Below are 18,205 nucleotides of genomic sequence, written 5' to 3' on the forward strand. Positions count from 1 at the left end.
ATCGGATTGAATGCTTGACCTAAACGCATTGATATATTCGCTTTTGAACATCTAAAAAGAGGGAAAATGACATTATTCCAACTTACTATTGAGCTTTCAGATGAGGAGATCGATATCCTTGAGCAACTTGCAGAACAGGATCATGTAACTCCCAACGAAGCTCTAAGAAAAGCGATTCGTGAAGCAGGGTATTTGCGACAACAGAGCAGATCCGACAAAAATATTCTAATTGGCACACTTGAGGGTGGCAATATTACTGGCAATAGTAATGTGATGGGAGTTAACACTGACAATATCTAACGCTGGTGAAGGTGGAATAGAAAACAGTGCGATCGCTGTTTAGGGATGTTGGGGTGCGATCGCGCTTATATATTAATTAACTATTCTTTTCTTCAAGGCAAAATTTCAAAACAATCAGAATGCTGAGGTCGAAATAATCTAAAATCTCGCTGATCTAAAGTCAATATTCTTTTAATATTAAAACGTTCAGCTATAGCCATAACGCTTGCATCTACAAAATCAATCCGACTATCTGCATATTCATCCAAAATTTCCGCAACACGCACTAAATCTTGATCGGTCAAAGCTACTAAAATAAATCTACTTGCAGATATTCCTTTTAAGAAAGCGACTAATGTTGCTGAACCTGCATTACGTCCTACTAAATAAGCCACTTCTGCTAATACTGTTTGTGGCAATAAAATTTGTTTTTGTTGTACATATACTGGTGCTACACTATTGTGCATTGTATCCAAACGATTCAACAATGCTACAACAAAGCCAGTATCAGCTACTGCTGGGGTTCTTTCCATGTCCAACCTGATTTTTCTGTCACATCATTTTGGAGAATCTCTTCGGAATTAAGAGCTAAATCAGGTGTGGCTGCAAATAAGCCAATTAATGGATCAGATACAGCATCATTAACTGTTTCTAGTGATTGGATTTCCAGGTATGATCTGACAGCTTCACTAATAATTGATTCTGGTGATTGACCACGTTTACTAGCCAGATTGATAAGTTTTTCGAGTAAAGTCTGTTCTGGATTCCAGTTAAATGTAGATTTCACAAGATAATTTATCTCTTATTAACCACAAATAATATTATAACAAATAAGTGCAATTTTATTAACTTCGCCTAAAATTGGGGATATTGGGAGAGCGATAGCGAAGCGCTGCTGCAAGCAGTTCGCCTATCTTGTAGGGTACGTTAATGAAATGTAACGCACCTTTTTAAGGTTAATTAGATTTTAGTATTTAAATTTGATATTAAACTTAGATTTTAGAAGCACCGTAACAAGTTTTATTTAGATGCAATTTGAGTGGAATCCAGATAAAGCAAACTTAAACTTGAAAAAGCATGGTGTTTCATTCAATGAAGCATCTACCGTTTTCAACGATTCTTTATCTGTGACATTCTCTGACCCAGATCATTCTTTCAGTGAGGAGCGTTACGTTATTATTGGATTATCTAGTGAGGCTCGCATCTTAATTGTATCTCACACAGATCGAGCAGATGGCGTTCGGATTATCAGCGCACGAGAGGCAACCCGAAATGAGCGGAGATTTTACGAAGATGGAGAGTAATCAAGAGCTAGGGGACGAGTTACGTCCTGAGTATGATTTTAGTAAGATGAAGGGTGGCGTTAAAGGAAAATATGTCGAACGCTACAGGACAGGAACGAATGTAGTGTTGCTCGATCCTGATGTTGCTCAAGCATTTCCAACAAGTGACGCGGTTAATGAAGCACTTCGGCTGCTTATGCAAGTCGCCCAAAGACAGAAGCCGATAACCGAGAGTTAAAAATCGCTCTCCTAGAAAGCGATAGCTTCCATCGCCGTAGGTATCGCCATTGAGAAATAAGTTGGGCGATCGCTTGCCTCAATTGTGCAGTTAGTCCTCAGTTTTGGGAACTATAATTTTGTCCAATAAAATTGATTTACTGTTAGGAGGGAAATTATGGATGAAGCGGCAAAAGCTGCGGGTGCAGCAGGTGCTGGTGCGGCAGCAGGATATGGTGTAGTTGCTGTAACTGGTGTGACTGCGGCTGGTATGGTTGGTGGCGGTGCAGGTTTTGGAGCGGCAGCAGGTCCTGTTGGGGCGGCAGTTGGCGCATTAGCAGGTCTTGCTGGCTATGGAATTTATCGAGTCTTTAAAGGTTAGGTAAATTCATCGCGTTTTTCCACTTAATCTTGTCCTATCTAGTTCTAACTGGATAGGGCAATTACGTGTCAGGCTAAGATAGCGCGATCGCTTACCGCTCAATTTTTCTGTATAGTGCGCTGATAGAGATATTATCAAGCAAGAAAATTTCTGCATAACTTGAGAAGACTCGCCCGTAATGCTTACCATGTGGTTTTATACAAAAGATTTTTGTATAATAACTAGATAGACCTACACTTGTTGCTCAACATTGCACATCCTTGTAATAAAGAGAAAAGAGAGAGAAGATAATGAATAATCTTAGGAAGCGACTTTACGGCAAACAATTAAAAAATTCAAAGATATACCGAGAATTTCAAGATATAGGATTCGACTACATCTTAAATCCGGACACCCAAGAACTTCATCTTGTGGGTTCGGATAAATTTCTAGGATCTCATAACCTCGTACTTTCTAATTTAGAAGACTTTATAGGTCTTGTTAACATTGGAGTTCTTGAAATTCATAAATTACGTGATGGTTTCTCTGTGCCAGTTTATGATCTTGAAACAGGCGATTTAATAGCCGAATATGCCATCAATAAATGCCTCCACTGCTTTCCTTAAAGATTTTAAGTGGTATAAATTTTCACTTGTTGGCTTTATTCGTCGTTTGAGTGCGATCGCCATTTAGGAATAAGTTGGGAGAGCGATCGCCTAAAATGGAGGTAGATGGAGGTAGTGCGATAAATGATCAATGATAAAATAAACCCTTAACCGTTGTACATCAACAGTTAAGGGTGTGAACTTTTATTTAATCTCCTGTAACTGTAATTTCTATTTTGGCAAGTTCATTAATTACAATAAATCTCTACCCACTTAACTATATTGTCTCTATGCAATAAAAGAATAATAGGTTTTTTTAATGGCTTTGTATGACGCTTGCTATCATCAGTACCGTCATAAAGTGAAGTTCTTAGCTCATATTCTTCTGATATCTCATTTTGTAAAATCTGAATTGCATCATCTAATTTTTTGCCAATTAATTTATATTTGTCAAAGTCTTTCACAATAATAATTTGCACCTACTTTAGTTTGATTTGTTATTTACTATCCCTATTCTAGATAAAAAATAATACATCAGCCATACGGTTAACCGTATTTTATAGCGTAAATTCCGTAATTTTACTAATCCACTGCGATCGCCATTTAAGTATAAGTTGGAATTGCGATCGCCGAAAATTGTGGTACTTGTGAGAGATCGCCTGAATAATCTATAACTTGTGGCATAATCATAATGTAAATTTTAGGAATAGAAATTTTAAATTTAGTATAATAATGAATAAGTTGGAATTTACTTGGGATTCACAAAAAGCCGAGAGTAATATTCAAAAACATGGAATTTCTTTTGAAGAAGCAAAATCTGCCTTTGTTGATGATAATGCTCGTTTAATTTATGATCCCGATCATTCTCAAGGTGAAGATAGATTTATTTTATTAGGAATCAGTGTTTATTATCGCCTTTTAGTTGTTTGTCATTGTTATCGAGAAAATGATACAATAATTCGGATTATTTCAGCTAGAAAAGCAAATAAACTAGAACAAAAACAATATCAGGAGTTCCTATGAGAGAAAATTATGATTTTTCTACATCTGTTAAAAATCCCTATTCTAAAGAATTAAAAGAACAAGTTACAATTGATTTAGAAAAGGAGATTATTCAATACTTTGAAGAAATAGCTCAAGAAACAGGTATTTCTTATTTGAATTTAATTAATCTTTATCTGCGTGAATGTATGGAAAATAAACGCAAATTATCGTTAATGGAAAGCAACAATTAATCGCCATTTAGGAATAAGTTGGGAGTGCGATCGCCCCTCTTGCTAAGGTGCGTTAAATTTCATTAATGAACTTTTTGTAGGCGTTGCTGATTTCATGTATGAAAATGATATTACGTGATTTCAAAACCCCATGACTAATGACTAAACCAGTTGATATTGTGATTCTCTCGAATGGACCCGGTGAGGTGACTACTTGGGTGCGTCCTGTTGTTAAGGCTTTGCGGCAAGAATTAGGGGATGATCCTGCTGTGGTGAGGATTTCTGTGGTTTTGTCTCCTTGTCCAAATGCTACGGGTAAGGAAGGGGCGATCGCCCTTTCCTATCCAGAAGTAGATAGAGTCCAAGCAGCAGAGGATTTTTGGCAGTTTTTGCTGTGGGGTAAGACTGCGGAAAATTGGGACTGGCGCGATCGCGGTGTGGTGGTTTTCTTGGGTGGTGATCAAATTTTTCCCGTAGTCATTGGTAAAAAACTCGGCTATTCCACAGTGGTTTACGCGGAATGGGATGCACGTTGGCATAATTTGATTGACCGTTTCGCAGTAATGCAAGGTAAAGTTGCAGAAAAAGTTTCCCCTAAATATGCTCATAAATTCACGGTTGTGGGAGATTTAATGCTAGAGGCGCAGAAACTTGAGCAGATTTCCACTCCTGATTCTGACCCCAAAACTGAAATAATTGGTTTACTTCCTGGGTCGAAGGCGGCAAAATTAGCTCAAGGTGTACCATTATCTTTGGCGATCGCAGAATATATTCACGCCCGAAGACCCGAAACCAAATTTGTGATTCCCGTTGCGCCAACATTGGATTTACAAACTTTAGCTAGTTTTGCGGACTCTGAAAAAAATCCTTTGGTGCAGATATTTGGTGGATTTTCAGCTAGTTTAGTGGAGTCTGAGCCGCCGGTTTTGCAAACTGAAAAGGGTTTGTGCGTGGAGTTGTGCAGAGAAAATCCCGCCTATGAAATCCTATCCCAATGTGCTATCTGTTTAACCACTGTCGGGGCGAACACAGCTGAACTCGGTGCTTTAGCTGTACCGATGATTGTGATGATACCGACACAACAACTTGATGCGATGCGTTCTTGGGATGGTTTACCGGGACTATTAGCTAATTTACCGGGAGTTGGTTCTAGTTTCGCTAAGGTGATTAACTGGCTGGTATTAAGGAATAAAGGTTTATTAGCATGGCCGAATATCTGGGCGCAGGAGGAGATAGTACCAGAATTAGTGGGTAAACTCCAGCCGCCAGAGGTAGGAGAAATGGTTTTGGACTTTTTGAATCATCCTGAAAAATTGGCAGCAATTAGGGCAAAATTACGCAGTGTCAGGGGAGAAAGTGGTGCAGCCGAAAGGTTAGTCAGTTTAGTAACTGAGGTTTTATCAATTAGCCCTGGTGACTAGAATTTGCGGAACCATCTAAACGAAATCCAGCGACCTGGGTTTAATGAAAAGTCGTGGTTATATTTACACTAATTCTGTGTTAAGGATGCGCTGAAATATTAGGAGGAACGAACCACGTTGGCGCTAGCCTCTCCCTTTGGGAGAAGGACACGAAGGACACGTTCGCGTAGCGTCTCCCCTTGGGAGAAGGAAGAAGGAAGAAGGAAGAAGGAAGAAGGAAATTTAGGGGAACTTTTGTTTGTGTAGTAGGGTTCGCGTTTGGGGGTTTAATCGGGAAAACTAGCATTTTGTCTACCTAGTTCATAGACACCGCAAATAATACAAGCCATTATACCCATGCTGATGCCCCAACTGCGTCCTAAGCTAATATCGATCAGCCAGTTGGATAAAGCGCCAGTTAAAAGAAAGGGAAGAATACTAAGTAGTGAGGCGTAAAAAGCGTTTTGGGATTCTCTGGCTTCCCGTGTCTTTTCAAATTCGGTTTGGCTGGTATAAAGCGATCGCTCGGCAAAATTAAACCAACGATTTAACAGATCAATGATCTTTTCCCGCACTGAGGAAAAGGCTAAGTATAACGCCAATGACCATAAAGTTGCACCTGCGATCGCTACGGTGTTGACCTCAAAACGGAAGGGAAAAATTTCAGTAATCATCACAAATTTATCTGTTCTAAGCAATTTTAATCCAGAATTTACTGATAAGTTAGGGAAGCAGAAAGCACAGAGGCCAAGAGTTTCCAAATCGCAGGGGAGATGTAAAACCGAGTCAGAGAAAGAGTTTTGCCTAAGCTGAACCGGGATTTAGGGCAGATGAGGGGCTGGCCACTGCAATCATTTATGCCCAAAAGAGAATTACAATTTTGATGATCGATCCCTGTGGCTAGGGATCAATCAATCAAGCGATCGCTATACCCTACTATACGGAACTGCGATCGCTTCCCTCTCCAAAATTCACTACTCTTGTTTGCCATTGGTTGCTGCTGATGATTTACTAAACAGAAACCACCATAGCTCTAAACCAATTAAGGCTAAACCGCCAACAGTGACACCAATTTTCAATCCCAAAGGTTGCTCGATGGCTTGAAATGGCTGAGTTTCACCGGGTGGAATTGCTGCTGATGCAGTTCCTAGAGATAGACTGAAGGCTGTCAAACTAGCCCAAAGTATATTTTTGTTGAACATTGGTGGAATTATTGTACAGTTACAGAGAGGACTTTTGGTTTAAATTTGCGTAATCTCAGAGCGTTCGTCACCACAGAGATAGAAGATAAGGCCATTGCAGCCCCGGCGATAATGGGATTGAGTAACCAACCAAAGAAAGGAAACAGGATTCCCGCAGCTATCGGAATGCCGATGATGTTGTAAATAAAGGCAAAGAACAGGTTTTGGCGAATGTTGTTAATGGTAGCCCGGCTGAGTTGAATGGCGGTGACGATGCCTTGTAAATCTCCAGAAATCAGAGTAATATCACTAGCAGCGATCGCCACATCAGTTCCCGTCCCAATGGCAATTCCTACGTCTGCTTGTGCGAGTGCAGGTGCATCATTAATCCCATCTCCCACCATCGCCACAACTTTTCCTCCTTCCCCTTGCAGAGATTGAATCATTGCGGCTTTTTGCTCTGGGCGTACCTCTGGGAAAACTCGCTGAATACCAACTTCTTGGGCGATCGCCTCCGCAGTTTGGCGATTATCTCCAGTTAACATTACTACTTCTAAACCTAACTTTTGCAGTGTTTTTACTGCTGCTGCCGAAGAAGGTTTGAGAGCATCTGCGATCGCCATCACCCCTTGAATTTCCCCATCTACAGCCATTAAAATTACAGTCTTCCCTGCCGATTCCCAGGCTAGTTGATATTCCTGGAGATCATCAGTATTAATTCCCAATTCCCCCATCCAGCGTTCTGTCCCAATTTGTACCAACTTTTCTGCAACCATAGCTTGAACACCACAACCAGCCACAGCAGCAAAGTCATTCGCCTCAGTTAAACTCGCCCCTTGGGATTGGGCATATTTTACCACCGCCTCGGCTAAGGGATGCTCAGAATTACGTTCCACCGCCGCCACCAACTGTAAAAGCTGGAGTTCATTGTGATTAGCTGTACCATTGGCAGATACAAAGTCTGTAACCGTGGGATTTCCTTCAGTTAAAGTCCCGGTTTTATCGAGAACAATAGTTTGAATTTTGTGTGCTAGCTCTAAGCTTTGGGCATCCTTAATTAAAATACCATTTTCCGCACCTTTGCCAGTCCCCACCATAATTGATGTCGGAGTCGCTAGACCCAAAGCACAAGGACAGGCGATAATTAACACACCCACCGTTGTCATGATTGCGAGGGTAAAGTTACCCATAAAGTCAAACCAAATCACAAAAGTAGCAATTGCGATCGCCATCACAACAGGGACAAACCACCCCGTAACTTGATCTGCTAATCTTTGAATCGGCGCTTTGGAACCCTGTGCTTCCTGTACAAGTTTGACAATTTGCGCCAAAAACGTATCCTTTCCCACCCGTGTCGCCCGAAACTGAAAACTCCCAGTTTTGTTAATCGTCGCCCCAATTACCTCATCACCTGCTTGCTTCTGCACAGCTAAACTTTCACCAGTCACCATCGCCTCATCTACCGTAGAAGCACCACTAATCACCTCACCATCTACAGGAATCTTTTCCCCAGGGCGCACCAAAATCACATCATTGATTCTCACATCGGTAATGGGAAGATCAATTTCCCCATCATCACGGATTACCCTTGCAGTTTTAGGTTGTAGTCCAATCAGTTTATGAATAGCTTCCGAAGTTTTTCCCCTAGCGCGATGTTCTAATAATCGCCCCAGCAAAATTAAAGCAATCACAATCACCGCCACCTCATAATAGACATGAGGAATTAAACCCTGAGATATCAAAAATCCAGGAAACAGAGTCACAAACACAGAATAGAGAAATGCTGCACCTGTCCCCACTGATATCAGCGTATCCATCGTGGCTGTCCGGTGTTTTAAGGCTTTCCAGCCATTCACGTAAAAACTCCCACCACACCAAAACTGCACAGGGGTAGTCAACACTAACTGCACCCAATTATTATGCAGAAAGGCGGGAATAAACGGCAGGTGTAGCCCAGTCATCATCGGGATAGAACCCACAAACATAATTATAGCGATCGCACAAGCAGCAATCACCTTGCGGATCATTTCCCTTTCTTCGGCTAACTTAATTTCTTTCTGCGTCTCATCTTCTCCAGCCAATACATTTTCTTGAAGCGGAGAAGAAGAATATCCCACACCATCAATAGCAGTTTGGATTGTCTCTACATCAGTGCGTTTTGAGTCATAACTAATTGTCGCCTGTTCCGCAGCAAAATTAACATTACAGTCAATCACCCCAGGAACCAGCCGAATTGCTTCATCAATATTATTCGCACAGGAGGCGCAACTCATACCTCGCAGCTTCAGAGTCAGAGTATCCATACTAAGTAAACCAGTGTAGAGCAGAAATTGCATTCATCAGCTGAAACACATTTAGTTTGCAACTGAGTAGAGTCCCTAATACCCAGCTATAAATGTGCAACAGCTGATATTTTTAAGCCACTGGATAGCCAGCAGCAGCCAAAGCATCCTTAATTGCAGCTTCTGATGCTTGAGTTTCTACGCTCACCAACTTGGTTTCAGGATCAGCTTGAATGGTAGCATTGGCATCAACAGCCTTAACTGCATTAGTAATATTGTTCGCACAAGCAGAACAAGCCATATTGGGAACTGTGAGTTTGAGTGTCATAAATTTACGATATGGAATTAAAGAACTATACAAATCCGGCAAATCTAACTCAGCCATCTCTGTGGGGCTGTAGAGGTGAATTTCCACTATGGTCAGCGCGTCACTTTTACTTTTACTGACTCCTAGCGCAGATTTACCTGATATTTATCCTAAACTCTCTACTCAACTGGAGAGTCTATCAGAATTTACAAATTTTAAAATTAAACCGTTCACTAATTGACGCAAGTTCTTTGGATTTTACTTTGTATACCTACAGGGAAAACAACGGAAATATATTTTAATAAAAATATTCATACCCACTTGATATTATTTGACTAAGCTTTCAAAAAAAAGGCTTGGTTTATCCAAGCCCTTATATATACCAAGCATTTACTACAACAATAGTAATTTAAACTGTCTATGCCATTAGTTCATCCTCCTAAAGGATGTATGCAAATAACAAAAAATCTGATAAACAGTGCTGTTGGAATCATAAAAAAGTTTTAGTATAAAGCAAACCTCGATTATTGTTTTCCTTAACAAATTACTAAAGTATAATTTAAGATTACTATTTCTATATTTCATTATCCCATAGGACATTTATACATATTTGACAACTTGATATGTATTGACTTTGAAAGCATAAAAAAGGTTTAGCCAAATGCTAAACCTCCATAGAAAGCAGTTATTCGACATACTAAAATAAATCTAAACCTAGTTTGTATTAGAGTCATCTTCCTAAAGTATCTATTCAATTATGTTGTTATATGATAAGACAATAACCAGATAAATCTGATAGAGAATTAAAAATTAATCTGATTATTTATTTCCTCCATAAGATAGTTGATTTCAGACAAATTTACTAACTGCTAGAAATAACTAAATCATGCAATATTACCCTGAAGGTTGTCCATCCGGCGCTACTTTCAACTTCGATGATTCCTTGGAGTTGTTCCACTAACTTCTGTACTATCGATAACCCTAATCCTGTACCACCTTGATTCCGAATATCTGCATTAGGAAGGCGATAGAATTTATCAAAAATTCGGGGTAATTTTTCTGTAGGAATTTCTACAGAATTACGAAGAGTGATTACAGTTTTTGGGGGTATTTCTGCGGAATTATGATCTATACTGAGGATAATATCTCCACCACTGGGAGTATATTTGCAAGCATTATGGATTAACTCTCCTAATATCCGCTCTAAGCTAGTAGGGTCGGATAAGAGTGTCGGTAGATTTGAAGGAAGATTTAACTGTAAAGTTTGCTCATTTTCTTGAGCGCGAACTTTAAACGGGGAAATAACCCAAGGTATGAACTGTTCCAATACCAAGACATCTGTGTTAATTGCTACAGAGCCTTGAGTTTCTAACTTTTGTAAATCTAATAAATCATTGATTAGTCTCATTTCCCGATCGCACTCTTCTGATAACATAGCTAAATAGCGCTGATTATCTGGAGAGACGAAAGATGTTTGTAACATTTTAATGATCACCTTCATATTAGTCAGGGGCGATCGCAATTCGTGGGAAAATAAACTTAAGAACTCATTTTTAAGTCGATTAATTTCCGATAGCTGTACTAAAAGTTGCTCTTGTTCAACTTCCTTTTGACGAGCCTTAATAACCTGTTCGCGCTCAGTCACATCTCGAAAAACCAACACTGACCCAATAATTTGATCTTGATCATCTTTGATTGGTGCAAAGCTATTATCAATAGGAATTTCTGCCCCATTTTTAGCAAGCAGAACAGTTTCTACTGGTAAATTAACAATAACACCATCTTGCAAAACCTTTGTCATTTCAAGTTTCACTGGTTCGTGTGTTACTGCGTGAGCAATATTGAATACTTCAGATAAATGTCTTCCACAAGCTTCTTCTTGTTTCCAACCTATGAGACTTTCAGCAACAGGATTCATAAAAGTGACAAATTGCTGCAAGTCGCTAGAAATTACACCATCGCTGATACTGTTAAGCAGTGTAGATAACCATTTTTGATTGGTTGTTAATTGCTTTTTTAGTTGATATTGATTCAGAGATATCTCAATATTGATTTGTAGTTCTCTTTCTTTAAAAGGTTTGAGTAAATAGCCAAAATGATCTGTTATTTTGGCACGGGTTAAAGTTTGATCATCTGCATAAGCTGTGAGATAGATAATAGGGATATCTAAATACTTATGAATTTCATAGGCCGCCTCTATACCATCCATTTTCCCCTTTAAACTAATATCCATTAGGATTAAATCTGGGCAAAATTCTAGAGCTTTCTTAATTGCTTCTTCTCCTGAATGAGCGACAGCAGGAACCACATAACCAAATTTTTTCAGCCGATTACGTAAATCTTTAGCAACAATCGCTTCATCTTCAACTATTAAAATTTTTGAATTCATCATAATCTCATCAAGTTTCATCTAAAATATAAGGGAAATCTAATTTAAATTCTACTCCAATATCGCTTTTAATATTGATATCTCCCGAAAGTTGACTGCTTAAAGCATCTATCAGTTCCCAACCTAATGAGGCTGTATTTTGAAAGTCAAAGTTTGGAGGTAAACCAATACCATTATCCTTAACTATTAGTAAAAGTTTGTTCTCCGAATGTCTATTAATATCAATATTAACTTCACCCTCTTTCCTCCCAACAAATGCGTGCTTAAAAGCATTAGAAACTAGTTCATTAATAATTAAACTACAAGGTATTGCTGTATCTAAGCCCAGGGCTATTTCATGATCAATATTAATATTTATACTAATCATATTGCTATTAAAGTCGTAAAAACTGTATAGACTAGAAACTAAATCTTCGACATATTCTCTTAAATTAATCTTCGCTAAATCTGCTGAACGATACATTTTTTCATGAACCAAAGCCATTGAAGCTATACGCTGCTGACTTTGCTGAAATACCAGCATATATTCCTCATTATCAATATATCCAGATTGCAGGTTGAGTAGGCTAGAAATAACCTGTAAATTATTTTTGACTCGATGGTAAATCTCTTTTAACAGCACTTCTTTTTCTAAAAGTGATGCTTTTATTTTATCTTGTGCTTGCTTGCGATCGCTAATATCTTCAACTACAGAAATAAAATATTTTGGTTCACCAGTAGATTCCCTAATTAAAGATACTGTGATATTAGCCCAAACCAGGGAACCATTTTTCCGAAAATAGCGTTTTTCCAGAGAATAATTGGTAATTTCCCCTGATAATATCTGCTTAATATAATTCAGATCATCTGCCAGATCATCCGCATAGCTAATATCTTGAAAAGTGCGCCCATATAGTTCTTCAGATGTATAGCCGAAAATATCACAAAGCTTTTGATTAACTAATAGCCACTGTCCATTTATACCGACATGAGCAATACCAACAGCCGCTTGGGTAAATGCAGCCCGGAATCGCTCTTCACTTTCTCTTAATGCTTGCTCTATTCGCTGTCGCTCAGTAATTTCTGCTGCTAGTGAATTATTGATTTGTGTTAACTCTACTGTCCGTTCTTCAACTCTAGTTTCTAGTTCCTTGAGTAGATTACTTAAAGCCTTTTCCGCTTCCTTCCGTTCAGTAATATCAGTATATGAACCCACCATCCGGACTACATTACTATTTTCATCCCACAAGGCTTGACCCCGATCTAAAATCCATTTGTAATTACCATCTTTACATAAAAGCCGATGTTCATGAGTATAAAATGGTGTAATCTTAGCAAAGTGATTTTCAACTGCTTTCATCACCCCATTGCGGTCATCGGGATGTACCCGCATCATAGTTTCATCTAAATAGTGAGAAACGTCATTTTCCTGATAACCAAGCATTTCTTTCCAGCGAGTGGAGAAGAAAACCTCATTCGTTTTCACATTCCAGTCCCAAATACCATCATTATTACCGCGTAAAGCTAACTCCCAACGTTGCTCACTTTCTCTTAATATTTCTTCTGTGCGTTTGCGTTCTGCAATTTCCTTTGCTAGTTGACAGTTTGCGGCTTCCAGTTGAGCCGGACTTGGTAGCGCCAAGGCTTTAGGTATCAATGGTAATAGTTCTATAGCTGTCAAAACAGACACAAAGGCGGTGATAGCTTTAATTAATCCTGATAACCAATAAGTAGGAAACCAAAGTGTCCACACATTCATTAAATGAGTAGTACCGCAAGCAATAATAAATGTACTAAACATTAATAGTATTCCCACAAAAGGCACATCTTGTCGTTTACGGACAAAATAAACCAGCATCATGGGAATAGAATAATAAGCAATGGCAATTAACGAATCAGAAATAACGTGTAACCATACTAATCCTGGTTTCCACAGATAGCAGTGTCCATGAGGAATAAATTCCCTGGAAAAAAAAATATCTAAAAATTCCATTATTCGGATGCCTCTCTTCCTGAATCAGGGCGATTATTTAGGGTGCAATTTATTCTGTAATATTTATTGCTATTAAATTAATATAGCCTCGTATTTCAACGTAAGCCAAGCCATTGCTGGTAATTTTTAGTTTTTTTTTAACTTTCATTTCAAGTTGTAAATGTTCATTTACTCTGAAAAATAAGCTTACCTACTTAGTGCTAGATACTACAATTCTTAAGGATGGTTTGTACAATTTTTCACTATTCACAGTTACTTACAATCTAGGATAAAAAGGATTATGTATGGATTTAGTTACTGACCGAAAATAATAGGATACAAGCCCCGTCACTTCGACAGGTGATACAGTGAGCCTGCGATGCCCTGAGCCTGTCGAAGGGTCGAACTGCTCAGTGCATCGCGTTCTAGGACGGCTTTATGTTAAAATTTGGGCATAGTCGCCATAGGGCATTGGGAGACTTTAAACGGACATGGAGGGACGATAAGACCACTTGTGGCGTGTTCCAGCGAAGTGTCAAGGAATCCTCGCTTCTTTAGGACGAGGAGGTATGTAAATATCCACTGTATTTTTATGGGAAGCAGAGGTAAAAAAACTAATGTTACCAACATTGCACAGAGTGCAGCGACCTTAAGTATATATACTCTAACTGAGAACGCCAAAAATAATATTTGCTTTCCTGTGAAATATATGTTATGTTAAGTATCCGTGTGGTTAAGGACGTATAGCTCAGTTGGTTAGAGCGCTACGTTGACATCGTAGAGGTCACTGGTTCGAATCCAGTTACGTCCATTCAAAGAACAAATCAAATATCACAGGTTAGCCTGTATAATCCCATCAGAGGTCTGTCTATAAATCTCGTTACCAAGGTTATTGATGGTTTGAGATCAAAAACTGGCTTGACATAGCAGTCATCCATCGATTCCTTTGGCTAGCCGCACATTTCCATCCGGTTAGCCAGATAGTTTTTGATCAGCGTTATCCTTTCCAAGCAAGACTGCTAAAGCTCAGAGTCTTGTGATTTGGTTGTTTATGCTTCCCTTATTGCAGGTGCAAGAGATGATTTTCTATAAGTTTTGCCTATGACAATAGTACTTATAATAAATTTTACATAATAGGTATAACCTTTTATCTATAGAAGCAATTTAATATTTATTTCATATTTATGATTGTGAATGGACAATATTGGCCGATCAAGCTGTAAGCTATTTTTAATCCCATTTAAGTTGACGAAAAATAAAATTTACGATTGATCTCAGTTTTTTAGACAAAATTTTTAGATTTTTGTGATCTAACCCTTCTCTATTGGGGATTCGTATTCAACGACTCGTCATCTAGAAATACAGTAGATTCTGCTAGTTGCAAGGAATTAACGTTTTCTTTGCCTAATTTTTATTATGCAGAAAACAGGACACTTGCTGAAAGTAGCAAATCAAAACGTGACTGCTTGCCTAACCACAACCTCAAAATGCAATTAACGAATACGATCCATTTTAAAAACTTACGAGGCGATTTATTCGGTGGTTTAACTGCCGCGATCGTTTCTTTACCATTAGCGTTAGCCTTCGGAGCCGCCTCTGGTGCTGGTCCGGCTTCTGGTCTTTATGGTGCTGTTTGTGTCGGTTTCTTCGCCGCCTTATTTGGAGGGACACCAACGCTAATTTCTGAACCTACCGGGCCGATGACCGTAATCATGACTGCTGTAATCAGTTCCAAGATTGCGGCGGCCGACGGCGACATACAAACCGGCTTGGCCATGGCATTTACAGTGGTGATGCTGGCGGGGGTATTTCAAATTTTGTTGGGGGTATTCAAGCTGGGTAAATATATTACCCTGATGCCCTACAGCGTAATTTCCGGTTTCATGTCTGGGATTGGAGTCATCCTGGTGTTGCTGCAACTTGCTCCTTTTTTGGGTCAATCCAGCCCCAAAGGTGGTGTATTAGGATTGGTGCAAAATTTACCTGAGCTGTTTACCAATATCAATTGGGTGGAAACAGCCTTGGGAGGGATGACTTTGGCGATTATTTTCTTAATGCCATCCAAAGTCAAGCGTGTTGTACCACCACAATTAGTCGCATTAATTGTAGTAACAATAGTTTCCCTGGTCTTTTTCCAGGATGTTGAAATCCGACGAATCGGCGAAATCCCGATGGGACTGCCAAAATTGCAAATGCCTACATTTAATACATCTCAAATCATTGGGATGTTGGTTGATGGGGCAATGTTGGGGATGTTGGGCTGTATTGATACCTTGTTAACGGCAGTAATTGCGGATAGTTTGACTCGGACTGAACACAAGTCTGATAAAGAATTAATTGGTCAAGGTATTGGTAACCTCATATCTGGTGTATGTGGTGGACTCCCTGGTGCTGGTGCAACTATGGGAACGGTAGTTAACATCCAGACTGGTGCGAGAACAGCTGTATCTGGTTTGACTCGCGCGTTAATTTTACTGGTTGTGGTTTTGTGGGCAGCTTTTTTAACTCAACCTATCCCGATGGCAGTATTGGCTGGTATTGCTCTCAAGGTGGGGATTGATATTCTGGACTGGAGCTTTTTGAAACGCGCTCATCAGGTATCTCTGAAGGGTGCGCTGATTATGTACGGTGTGATGTTCTTAACCGTATTTGTTGATTTGATTGTTGCTGTGGGTGTGGGAGTTTTCATTGCTAATATCTTAACGATTGAACGTCTGTCGCAGTTACAGTCCCAGGACGTGAAGACAATTACGGATGCTGATGATGCGATTGTTTTGAATGATGACGAGAAGCAATTAATTGATCTAGCTAATGGACGGGTGCTGTTATTTTACCTGAGTGGGCCGATGATTTTTGGAGTTTCCAAAGCGATCGCCCGTGAACACTTAGCAATGGCAGATTCTGATGTGCTGATTTTAGATATCAGTGATGTCCCCATGTTAGGTGTGACCGCTTCTTTAGCCATTGAAAATGCGATCCAAGATGCTCATGAGCAAGGTCGTCACATATTGGTTGTTGGTGCAGGTGGAAAAGTTAAACGCCGCTTAGAAAAATTTGGTATTGAGAGATTCGTACCTCCACATCATTTCTTCATGAGTCGTACAGAAGCACTGAAGCAAGCTTTAACTTTAATTGATCCTGCTGTCCTCAGTGACAATTTTGCTACTACGGGCGAATCGTTCCTCAGCAAATGAAAAGCATCGGACTTAGTAAATTAGCCCGGCTTTCAGCACTATCTAATTAAGCATGGTGGATAGTTTCCAGCATTTCACTATGACTTTTGTATTTCTTCCAAAACTGAATTACAACAGAAAGAAAATATGAGTTTATCAGCATTAATAGTTAACTTTATGTGGCAGAATCCTCTACTCGGAACGACAAACGAAGCTGAAAATGCCCCCATTGTCTTAGCTGGTGTATTACTCAGTTTAATAGTCATTTATCTTGCCAGTAAAATTGGCGGTGAATTGTCTAAAATGATCGACTTACCTCCTGTTTTAGGTGAGTTACTCGGCGGCGTATTAGTAGGTGCTTCGGCACTAAACTTGGTTGTGTTTTCTGAAAGTGGTGCAGCTGCTTCTGATTCCATAATTATCACCATCCTGCAATTCATTAACGATATCAGCCCCGAAGCAGTAACATCAATTTTTGAAAGCCAGAGTGAAATCGTTTCTGTTCTCGCTGAACTAGGCGTGATTATTCTGTTATTTGAAATTGGTCTAGAATCAGACTTAAAAGAATTACAAAAAGTCGGTTCTCAAGCAGTAGTTGTGGCTTGCGTAGGGGTGGCTGTTCCTTTTGCGGCGGGTACTGCGGGATTGATGTTACTCTTTAATGTCCCAGTAATTCCCGCTATTTTCGCTGGTGCAGCACTAACAGCTACTAGTATTGGTATTACTTCTAAAGTGTTGTCAGAAATTGGGCAATTAAAATCTCGTGAAGGCCAAATTATTGTCGGTGCAGCAGTCATTGATGATATTTTAGGGATCATTGTTTTAGCTGTAGTTGCAAGTTTGGCTAAGACTGGGGAAATTGATATTCTCAACGTCATTTATCTAATTGTCAGCGCGACAGTCTTTCTAATTGGGGCAATTTTATTAGGCAAATATTTCAATCAGACTTTTGTGGCGATCGCTAATAAATTGCAAACACGAGGTAACTTAATCATCCCAGCTTTAATATTTGCATTTTTCATGGCTTTCTTAGGTAATGCCATTCATTTAGAAGCTATTTTAGGCGCATTTGCTGCCGGCTTGGTTTTGGATGAAACGGATAAACGCAAAGAGTTAGATGAACAGGTTAAACCCATAGCTGATATTTTAGTCCCAGTTTTCTTTGTGACAGTGGGCGCGAAAGTTGATTTAGGGGTTCTGAATCCTTTCATTCCTGAAAATATCGAAGGATTAATTATTGCTACCTTCTTAATTGTGGTGGCGATTATCGGTAAAATTGTCACAGGTTGGGCAGTTTTTGGGCAAGTTGGAGTTAATCGGTTAGCCGTGGGTGCAGGAATGATTCCCCGTGGTGAAGTTGGGCTAGTATTTGCAGGAATTGGTGCAGCTAGTGGAACCCTTGATAAACCTTTACAAGCGGCGATCATTATTATGGTGATTCTCACTACCTTTTTAGCACCGCCTTTATTACGGTTTGCATTTAAACAATCACCAGAAGATAAAGAATCTTTGGAGAAGGCCAATTCCATCAGCTAACTAATTTTACCCCACTACCCCATAGGCA

The 18,205-nt window shown here is 39.5% G+C and carries 19 protein-coding genes and 1 tRNA gene; 11 read left to right on the forward strand and 9 right to left on the reverse strand.

The genetic code is table 11. The features are described from left to right. Nucleotides 1-66: 66 nt before the first annotated feature. The gene (locus VB620_RS02260) at nt 67-300 is read left to right on the forward strand and encodes a ribbon-helix-helix domain-containing protein (RefSeq protein ID WP_323194503.1); all 234 of its coding nucleotides are present in this window, start codon (nt 67-69) and stop codon (nt 298-300) included. Nucleotides 301-392: 92 nt separating this feature from the next. On the opposite strand, the gene VB620_RS02265 is transcribed toward VB620_RS02260, so the two are convergent. Both VB620_RS02265 and VB620_RS02270 read right to left on the reverse strand, forming a co-directional pair. After that, on the reverse strand, nt 393-812 hold the full coding sequence (locus VB620_RS02265; RefSeq protein ID WP_323194504.1) for a type II toxin-antitoxin system VapC family toxin: 420 nt from the start codon (nt 810-812) through the stop codon (nt 393-395). Next, entirely contained in the window at nt 791-1,066 is a 276-nt protein-coding gene (locus VB620_RS02270; protein WP_323194505.1) for a hypothetical protein, read from the reverse strand. Before VB620_RS02270 ends, VB620_RS02265 begins: the two co-directional genes overlap by 22 nt. 241 nt (nt 1,067-1,307) lie before the next feature. On the opposite strand from VB620_RS02270, the gene VB620_RS02275 reads away from it, so the two are divergent. The 4 genes from VB620_RS02275 to VB620_RS02290 all read left to right on the forward strand — a co-directional run bounded on the left by VB620_RS02275 (nt 1,308) and on the right by VB620_RS02290 (nt 2,765). Further along, nucleotides 1,308-1,583, forward strand: a complete 276-nt coding sequence (locus VB620_RS02275) for a BrnT family toxin (RefSeq protein WP_323194506.1) — start codon at nt 1,308-1,310, stop codon at nt 1,581-1,583. Further along, nucleotides 1,552-1,800: a hypothetical protein gene (locus VB620_RS02280; RefSeq protein WP_323194507.1), complete on the forward strand. Its 249-nt coding sequence runs from the start codon at nt 1,552-1,554 to the stop codon at nt 1,798-1,800. The genes VB620_RS02275 and VB620_RS02280 overlap by 32 nt, the downstream gene beginning before the upstream one ends. A gap of 156 nt (nt 1,801-1,956) precedes the next feature. Next, nucleotides 1,957-2,160 (forward strand): hypothetical protein, encoded by a 204-nt coding sequence (locus tag VB620_RS02285; protein ID WP_323194508.1) that lies wholly within the window; start codon nt 1,957-1,959, stop codon nt 2,158-2,160. 290 nt (nt 2,161-2,450) lie between these two features. Continuing rightward, entirely contained in the window at nt 2,451-2,765 is a 315-nt protein-coding gene (locus VB620_RS02290; RefSeq protein ID WP_323194509.1) for a hypothetical protein, read from the forward strand. A 227-nt stretch (nt 2,766-2,992) separates the two neighbouring features. On the opposite strand, the gene VB620_RS02295 is transcribed toward VB620_RS02290, so the two are convergent. Next, nucleotides 2,993-3,208, reverse strand: coding sequence for a hypothetical protein (locus tag VB620_RS02295; RefSeq protein ID WP_323194510.1), 216 nt, complete (start codon nt 3,206-3,208; stop codon nt 2,993-2,995). 268 nt (nt 3,209-3,476) lie between these two features. On the opposite strand from VB620_RS02295, the gene VB620_RS02300 reads away from it, so the two are divergent. The 3 genes from VB620_RS02300 (at nt 3,477) to VB620_RS02310 (ending at nt 5,379) form a co-directional block, all read left to right on the forward strand. Next, complete coding sequence (locus VB620_RS02300; RefSeq protein WP_323194511.1) at nt 3,477-3,767, forward strand: BrnT family toxin; 291 nt, start codon at nt 3,477-3,479, stop codon at nt 3,765-3,767. Further along, nucleotides 3,764-3,979 carry an antitoxin gene (locus VB620_RS02305; protein ID WP_323194512.1) on the forward strand — a complete coding sequence of 72 codons (216 nt, stop codon included), beginning with the start codon at nt 3,764-3,766 and terminating at the stop codon, nt 3,977-3,979. Before VB620_RS02300 ends, VB620_RS02305 begins: the two co-directional genes overlap by 4 nt. 137 nt (nt 3,980-4,116) lie before the next feature. Then, nucleotides 4,117-5,379, forward strand: coding sequence for a glycosyltransferase family protein (locus VB620_RS02310; protein WP_323194513.1), 1,263 nt, complete (start codon nt 4,117-4,119; stop codon nt 5,377-5,379). A 266-nt stretch (nt 5,380-5,645) separates the two neighbouring features. Here the strand turns inward: VB620_RS02310 and VB620_RS02315 are convergent, their stop codons facing one another. From VB620_RS02315 to VB620_RS02340, 6 genes are all read right to left on the reverse strand, one after another. Then, complete coding sequence (locus VB620_RS02315; protein ID WP_323194607.1) at nt 5,646-6,032, reverse strand: hypothetical protein; 387 nt, start codon at nt 6,030-6,032, stop codon at nt 5,646-5,648. Nucleotides 6,033-6,332: 300 nt separating this feature from the next. Continuing rightward, nucleotides 6,333-6,560, reverse strand: coding sequence for a hypothetical protein (locus VB620_RS02320; RefSeq protein WP_323194514.1), 228 nt, complete (start codon nt 6,558-6,560; stop codon nt 6,333-6,335). 8 nt (nt 6,561-6,568) lie between these two features. Next, the gene (locus VB620_RS02325; protein WP_323194608.1) at nt 6,569-8,842 is read right to left on the reverse strand and encodes a heavy metal translocating P-type ATPase; all 2,274 of its coding nucleotides are present in this window, start codon (nt 8,840-8,842) and stop codon (nt 6,569-6,571) included. A gap of 112 nt (nt 8,843-8,954) precedes the next feature. Then, the gene (locus VB620_RS02330; RefSeq protein WP_323194609.1) at nt 8,955-9,149 is read right to left on the reverse strand and encodes a heavy-metal-associated domain-containing protein; all 195 of its coding nucleotides are present in this window, start codon (nt 9,147-9,149) and stop codon (nt 8,955-8,957) included. Nucleotides 9,150-9,990: 841 nt separating this feature from the next. Beyond that, nucleotides 9,991-11,520: a hybrid sensor histidine kinase/response regulator gene (locus VB620_RS02335; RefSeq protein WP_323194515.1), complete on the reverse strand. Its 1,530-nt coding sequence runs from the start codon at nt 11,518-11,520 to the stop codon at nt 9,991-9,993. A 7-nt stretch (nt 11,521-11,527) separates the two neighbouring features. Beyond that, entirely contained in the window at nt 11,528-13,489 is a 1,962-nt protein-coding gene (locus VB620_RS02340) for a PAS domain-containing sensor histidine kinase (protein ID WP_323194516.1), read from the reverse strand. Between the two features lie 716 nt (nt 13,490-14,205). Here VB620_RS02340 and VB620_RS02345 point away from each other — a divergent pair. The 3 genes from VB620_RS02345 to VB620_RS02355 all read left to right on the forward strand — a co-directional run bounded on the left by VB620_RS02345 (nt 14,206) and on the right by VB620_RS02355 (nt 18,177). After that, nucleotides 14,206-14,279 (forward strand) — tRNA-Val (locus tag VB620_RS02345). A 676-nt stretch (nt 14,280-14,955) separates the two neighbouring features. Further along, nucleotides 14,956-16,662 carry a bicarbonate transporter BicA gene (gene bicA / locus VB620_RS02350; RefSeq protein WP_323194517.1) on the forward strand — a complete coding sequence of 569 codons (1,707 nt, stop codon included), beginning with the start codon at nt 14,956-14,958 and terminating at the stop codon, nt 16,660-16,662. A gap of 126 nt (nt 16,663-16,788) precedes the next feature. Further along, nucleotides 16,789-18,177 carry a cation:proton antiporter gene (locus tag VB620_RS02355; protein ID WP_323194518.1) on the forward strand — a complete coding sequence of 463 codons (1,389 nt, stop codon included), beginning with the start codon at nt 16,789-16,791 and terminating at the stop codon, nt 18,175-18,177. Nucleotides 18,178-18,205 lie beyond the last annotated feature (28 nt).

The sequence above is a fragment of the Nodularia harveyana UHCC-0300 genome, from assembly GCF_034931085.1.
In the GTDB taxonomy this organism is placed as follows: Bacteria; Cyanobacteriota; Cyanobacteriia; order Cyanobacteriales; family Nostocaceae; genus Nodularia; species Nodularia harveyana.

Excerpts from the sequence above, each read along its gene's own strand:
- VB620_RS02330 (WP_323194609.1), bottom strand. The coding sequence starts at position 9,149 with ATGACACTCAAACTCACAGTTCCCAATATGGCTTGTTCTGCTTGTGCG.
- VB620_RS02310 (WP_323194513.1), top strand. The coding sequence starts at position 4,117 with ATGACTAAACCAGTTGATATTGTGATTCTCTCGAATGGACCCGGTGAG.
- VB620_RS02265 (WP_323194504.1), bottom strand. The coding sequence starts at position 812 with ATGGAAAGAACCCCAGCAGTAGCTGATACTGGCTTTGTTGTAGCATTG.
- VB620_RS02315 (WP_323194607.1), bottom strand. The coding sequence starts at position 6,032 with ATGATTACTGAAATTTTTCCCTTCCGTTTTGAGGTCAACACCGTAGCG.
- VB620_RS02340 (WP_323194516.1), bottom strand. The coding sequence starts at position 13,489 with ATGGAATTTTTAGATATTTTTTTTTCCAGGGAATTTATTCCTCATGGA.
- VB620_RS02320 (WP_323194514.1), bottom strand. The coding sequence starts at position 6,560 with ATGTTCAACAAAAATATACTTTGGGCTAGTTTGACAGCCTTCAGTCTA.
- VB620_RS02285 (WP_323194508.1), top strand. The coding sequence starts at position 1,957 with ATGGATGAAGCGGCAAAAGCTGCGGGTGCAGCAGGTGCTGGTGCGGCA.
- VB620_RS02260 (WP_323194503.1), top strand. The coding sequence starts at position 67 with ATGACATTATTCCAACTTACTATTGAGCTTTCAGATGAGGAGATCGAT.
- VB620_RS02300 (WP_323194511.1), top strand. The coding sequence starts at position 3,477 with ATGAATAAGTTGGAATTTACTTGGGATTCACAAAAAGCCGAGAGTAAT.
- VB620_RS02305 (WP_323194512.1), top strand. The coding sequence starts at position 3,764 with ATGAGAGAAAATTATGATTTTTCTACATCTGTTAAAAATCCCTATTCT.
- VB620_RS02280 (WP_323194507.1), top strand. The coding sequence starts at position 1,552 with ATGAGCGGAGATTTTACGAAGATGGAGAGTAATCAAGAGCTAGGGGAC.
- VB620_RS02325 (WP_323194608.1), bottom strand. The coding sequence starts at position 8,842 with ATGGATACTCTGACTCTGAAGCTGCGAGGTATGAGTTGCGCCTCCTGT.
- VB620_RS02335 (WP_323194515.1), bottom strand. The coding sequence starts at position 11,520 with ATGATGAATTCAAAAATTTTAATAGTTGAAGATGAAGCGATTGTTGCT.
- bicA (WP_323194517.1), top strand. The coding sequence starts at position 14,956 with ATGCAATTAACGAATACGATCCATTTTAAAAACTTACGAGGCGATTTA.
- VB620_RS02290 (WP_323194509.1), top strand. The coding sequence starts at position 2,451 with ATGAATAATCTTAGGAAGCGACTTTACGGCAAACAATTAAAAAATTCA.
- VB620_RS02355 (WP_323194518.1), top strand. The coding sequence starts at position 16,789 with ATGAGTTTATCAGCATTAATAGTTAACTTTATGTGGCAGAATCCTCTA.
- VB620_RS02275 (WP_323194506.1), top strand. The coding sequence starts at position 1,308 with ATGCAATTTGAGTGGAATCCAGATAAAGCAAACTTAAACTTGAAAAAG.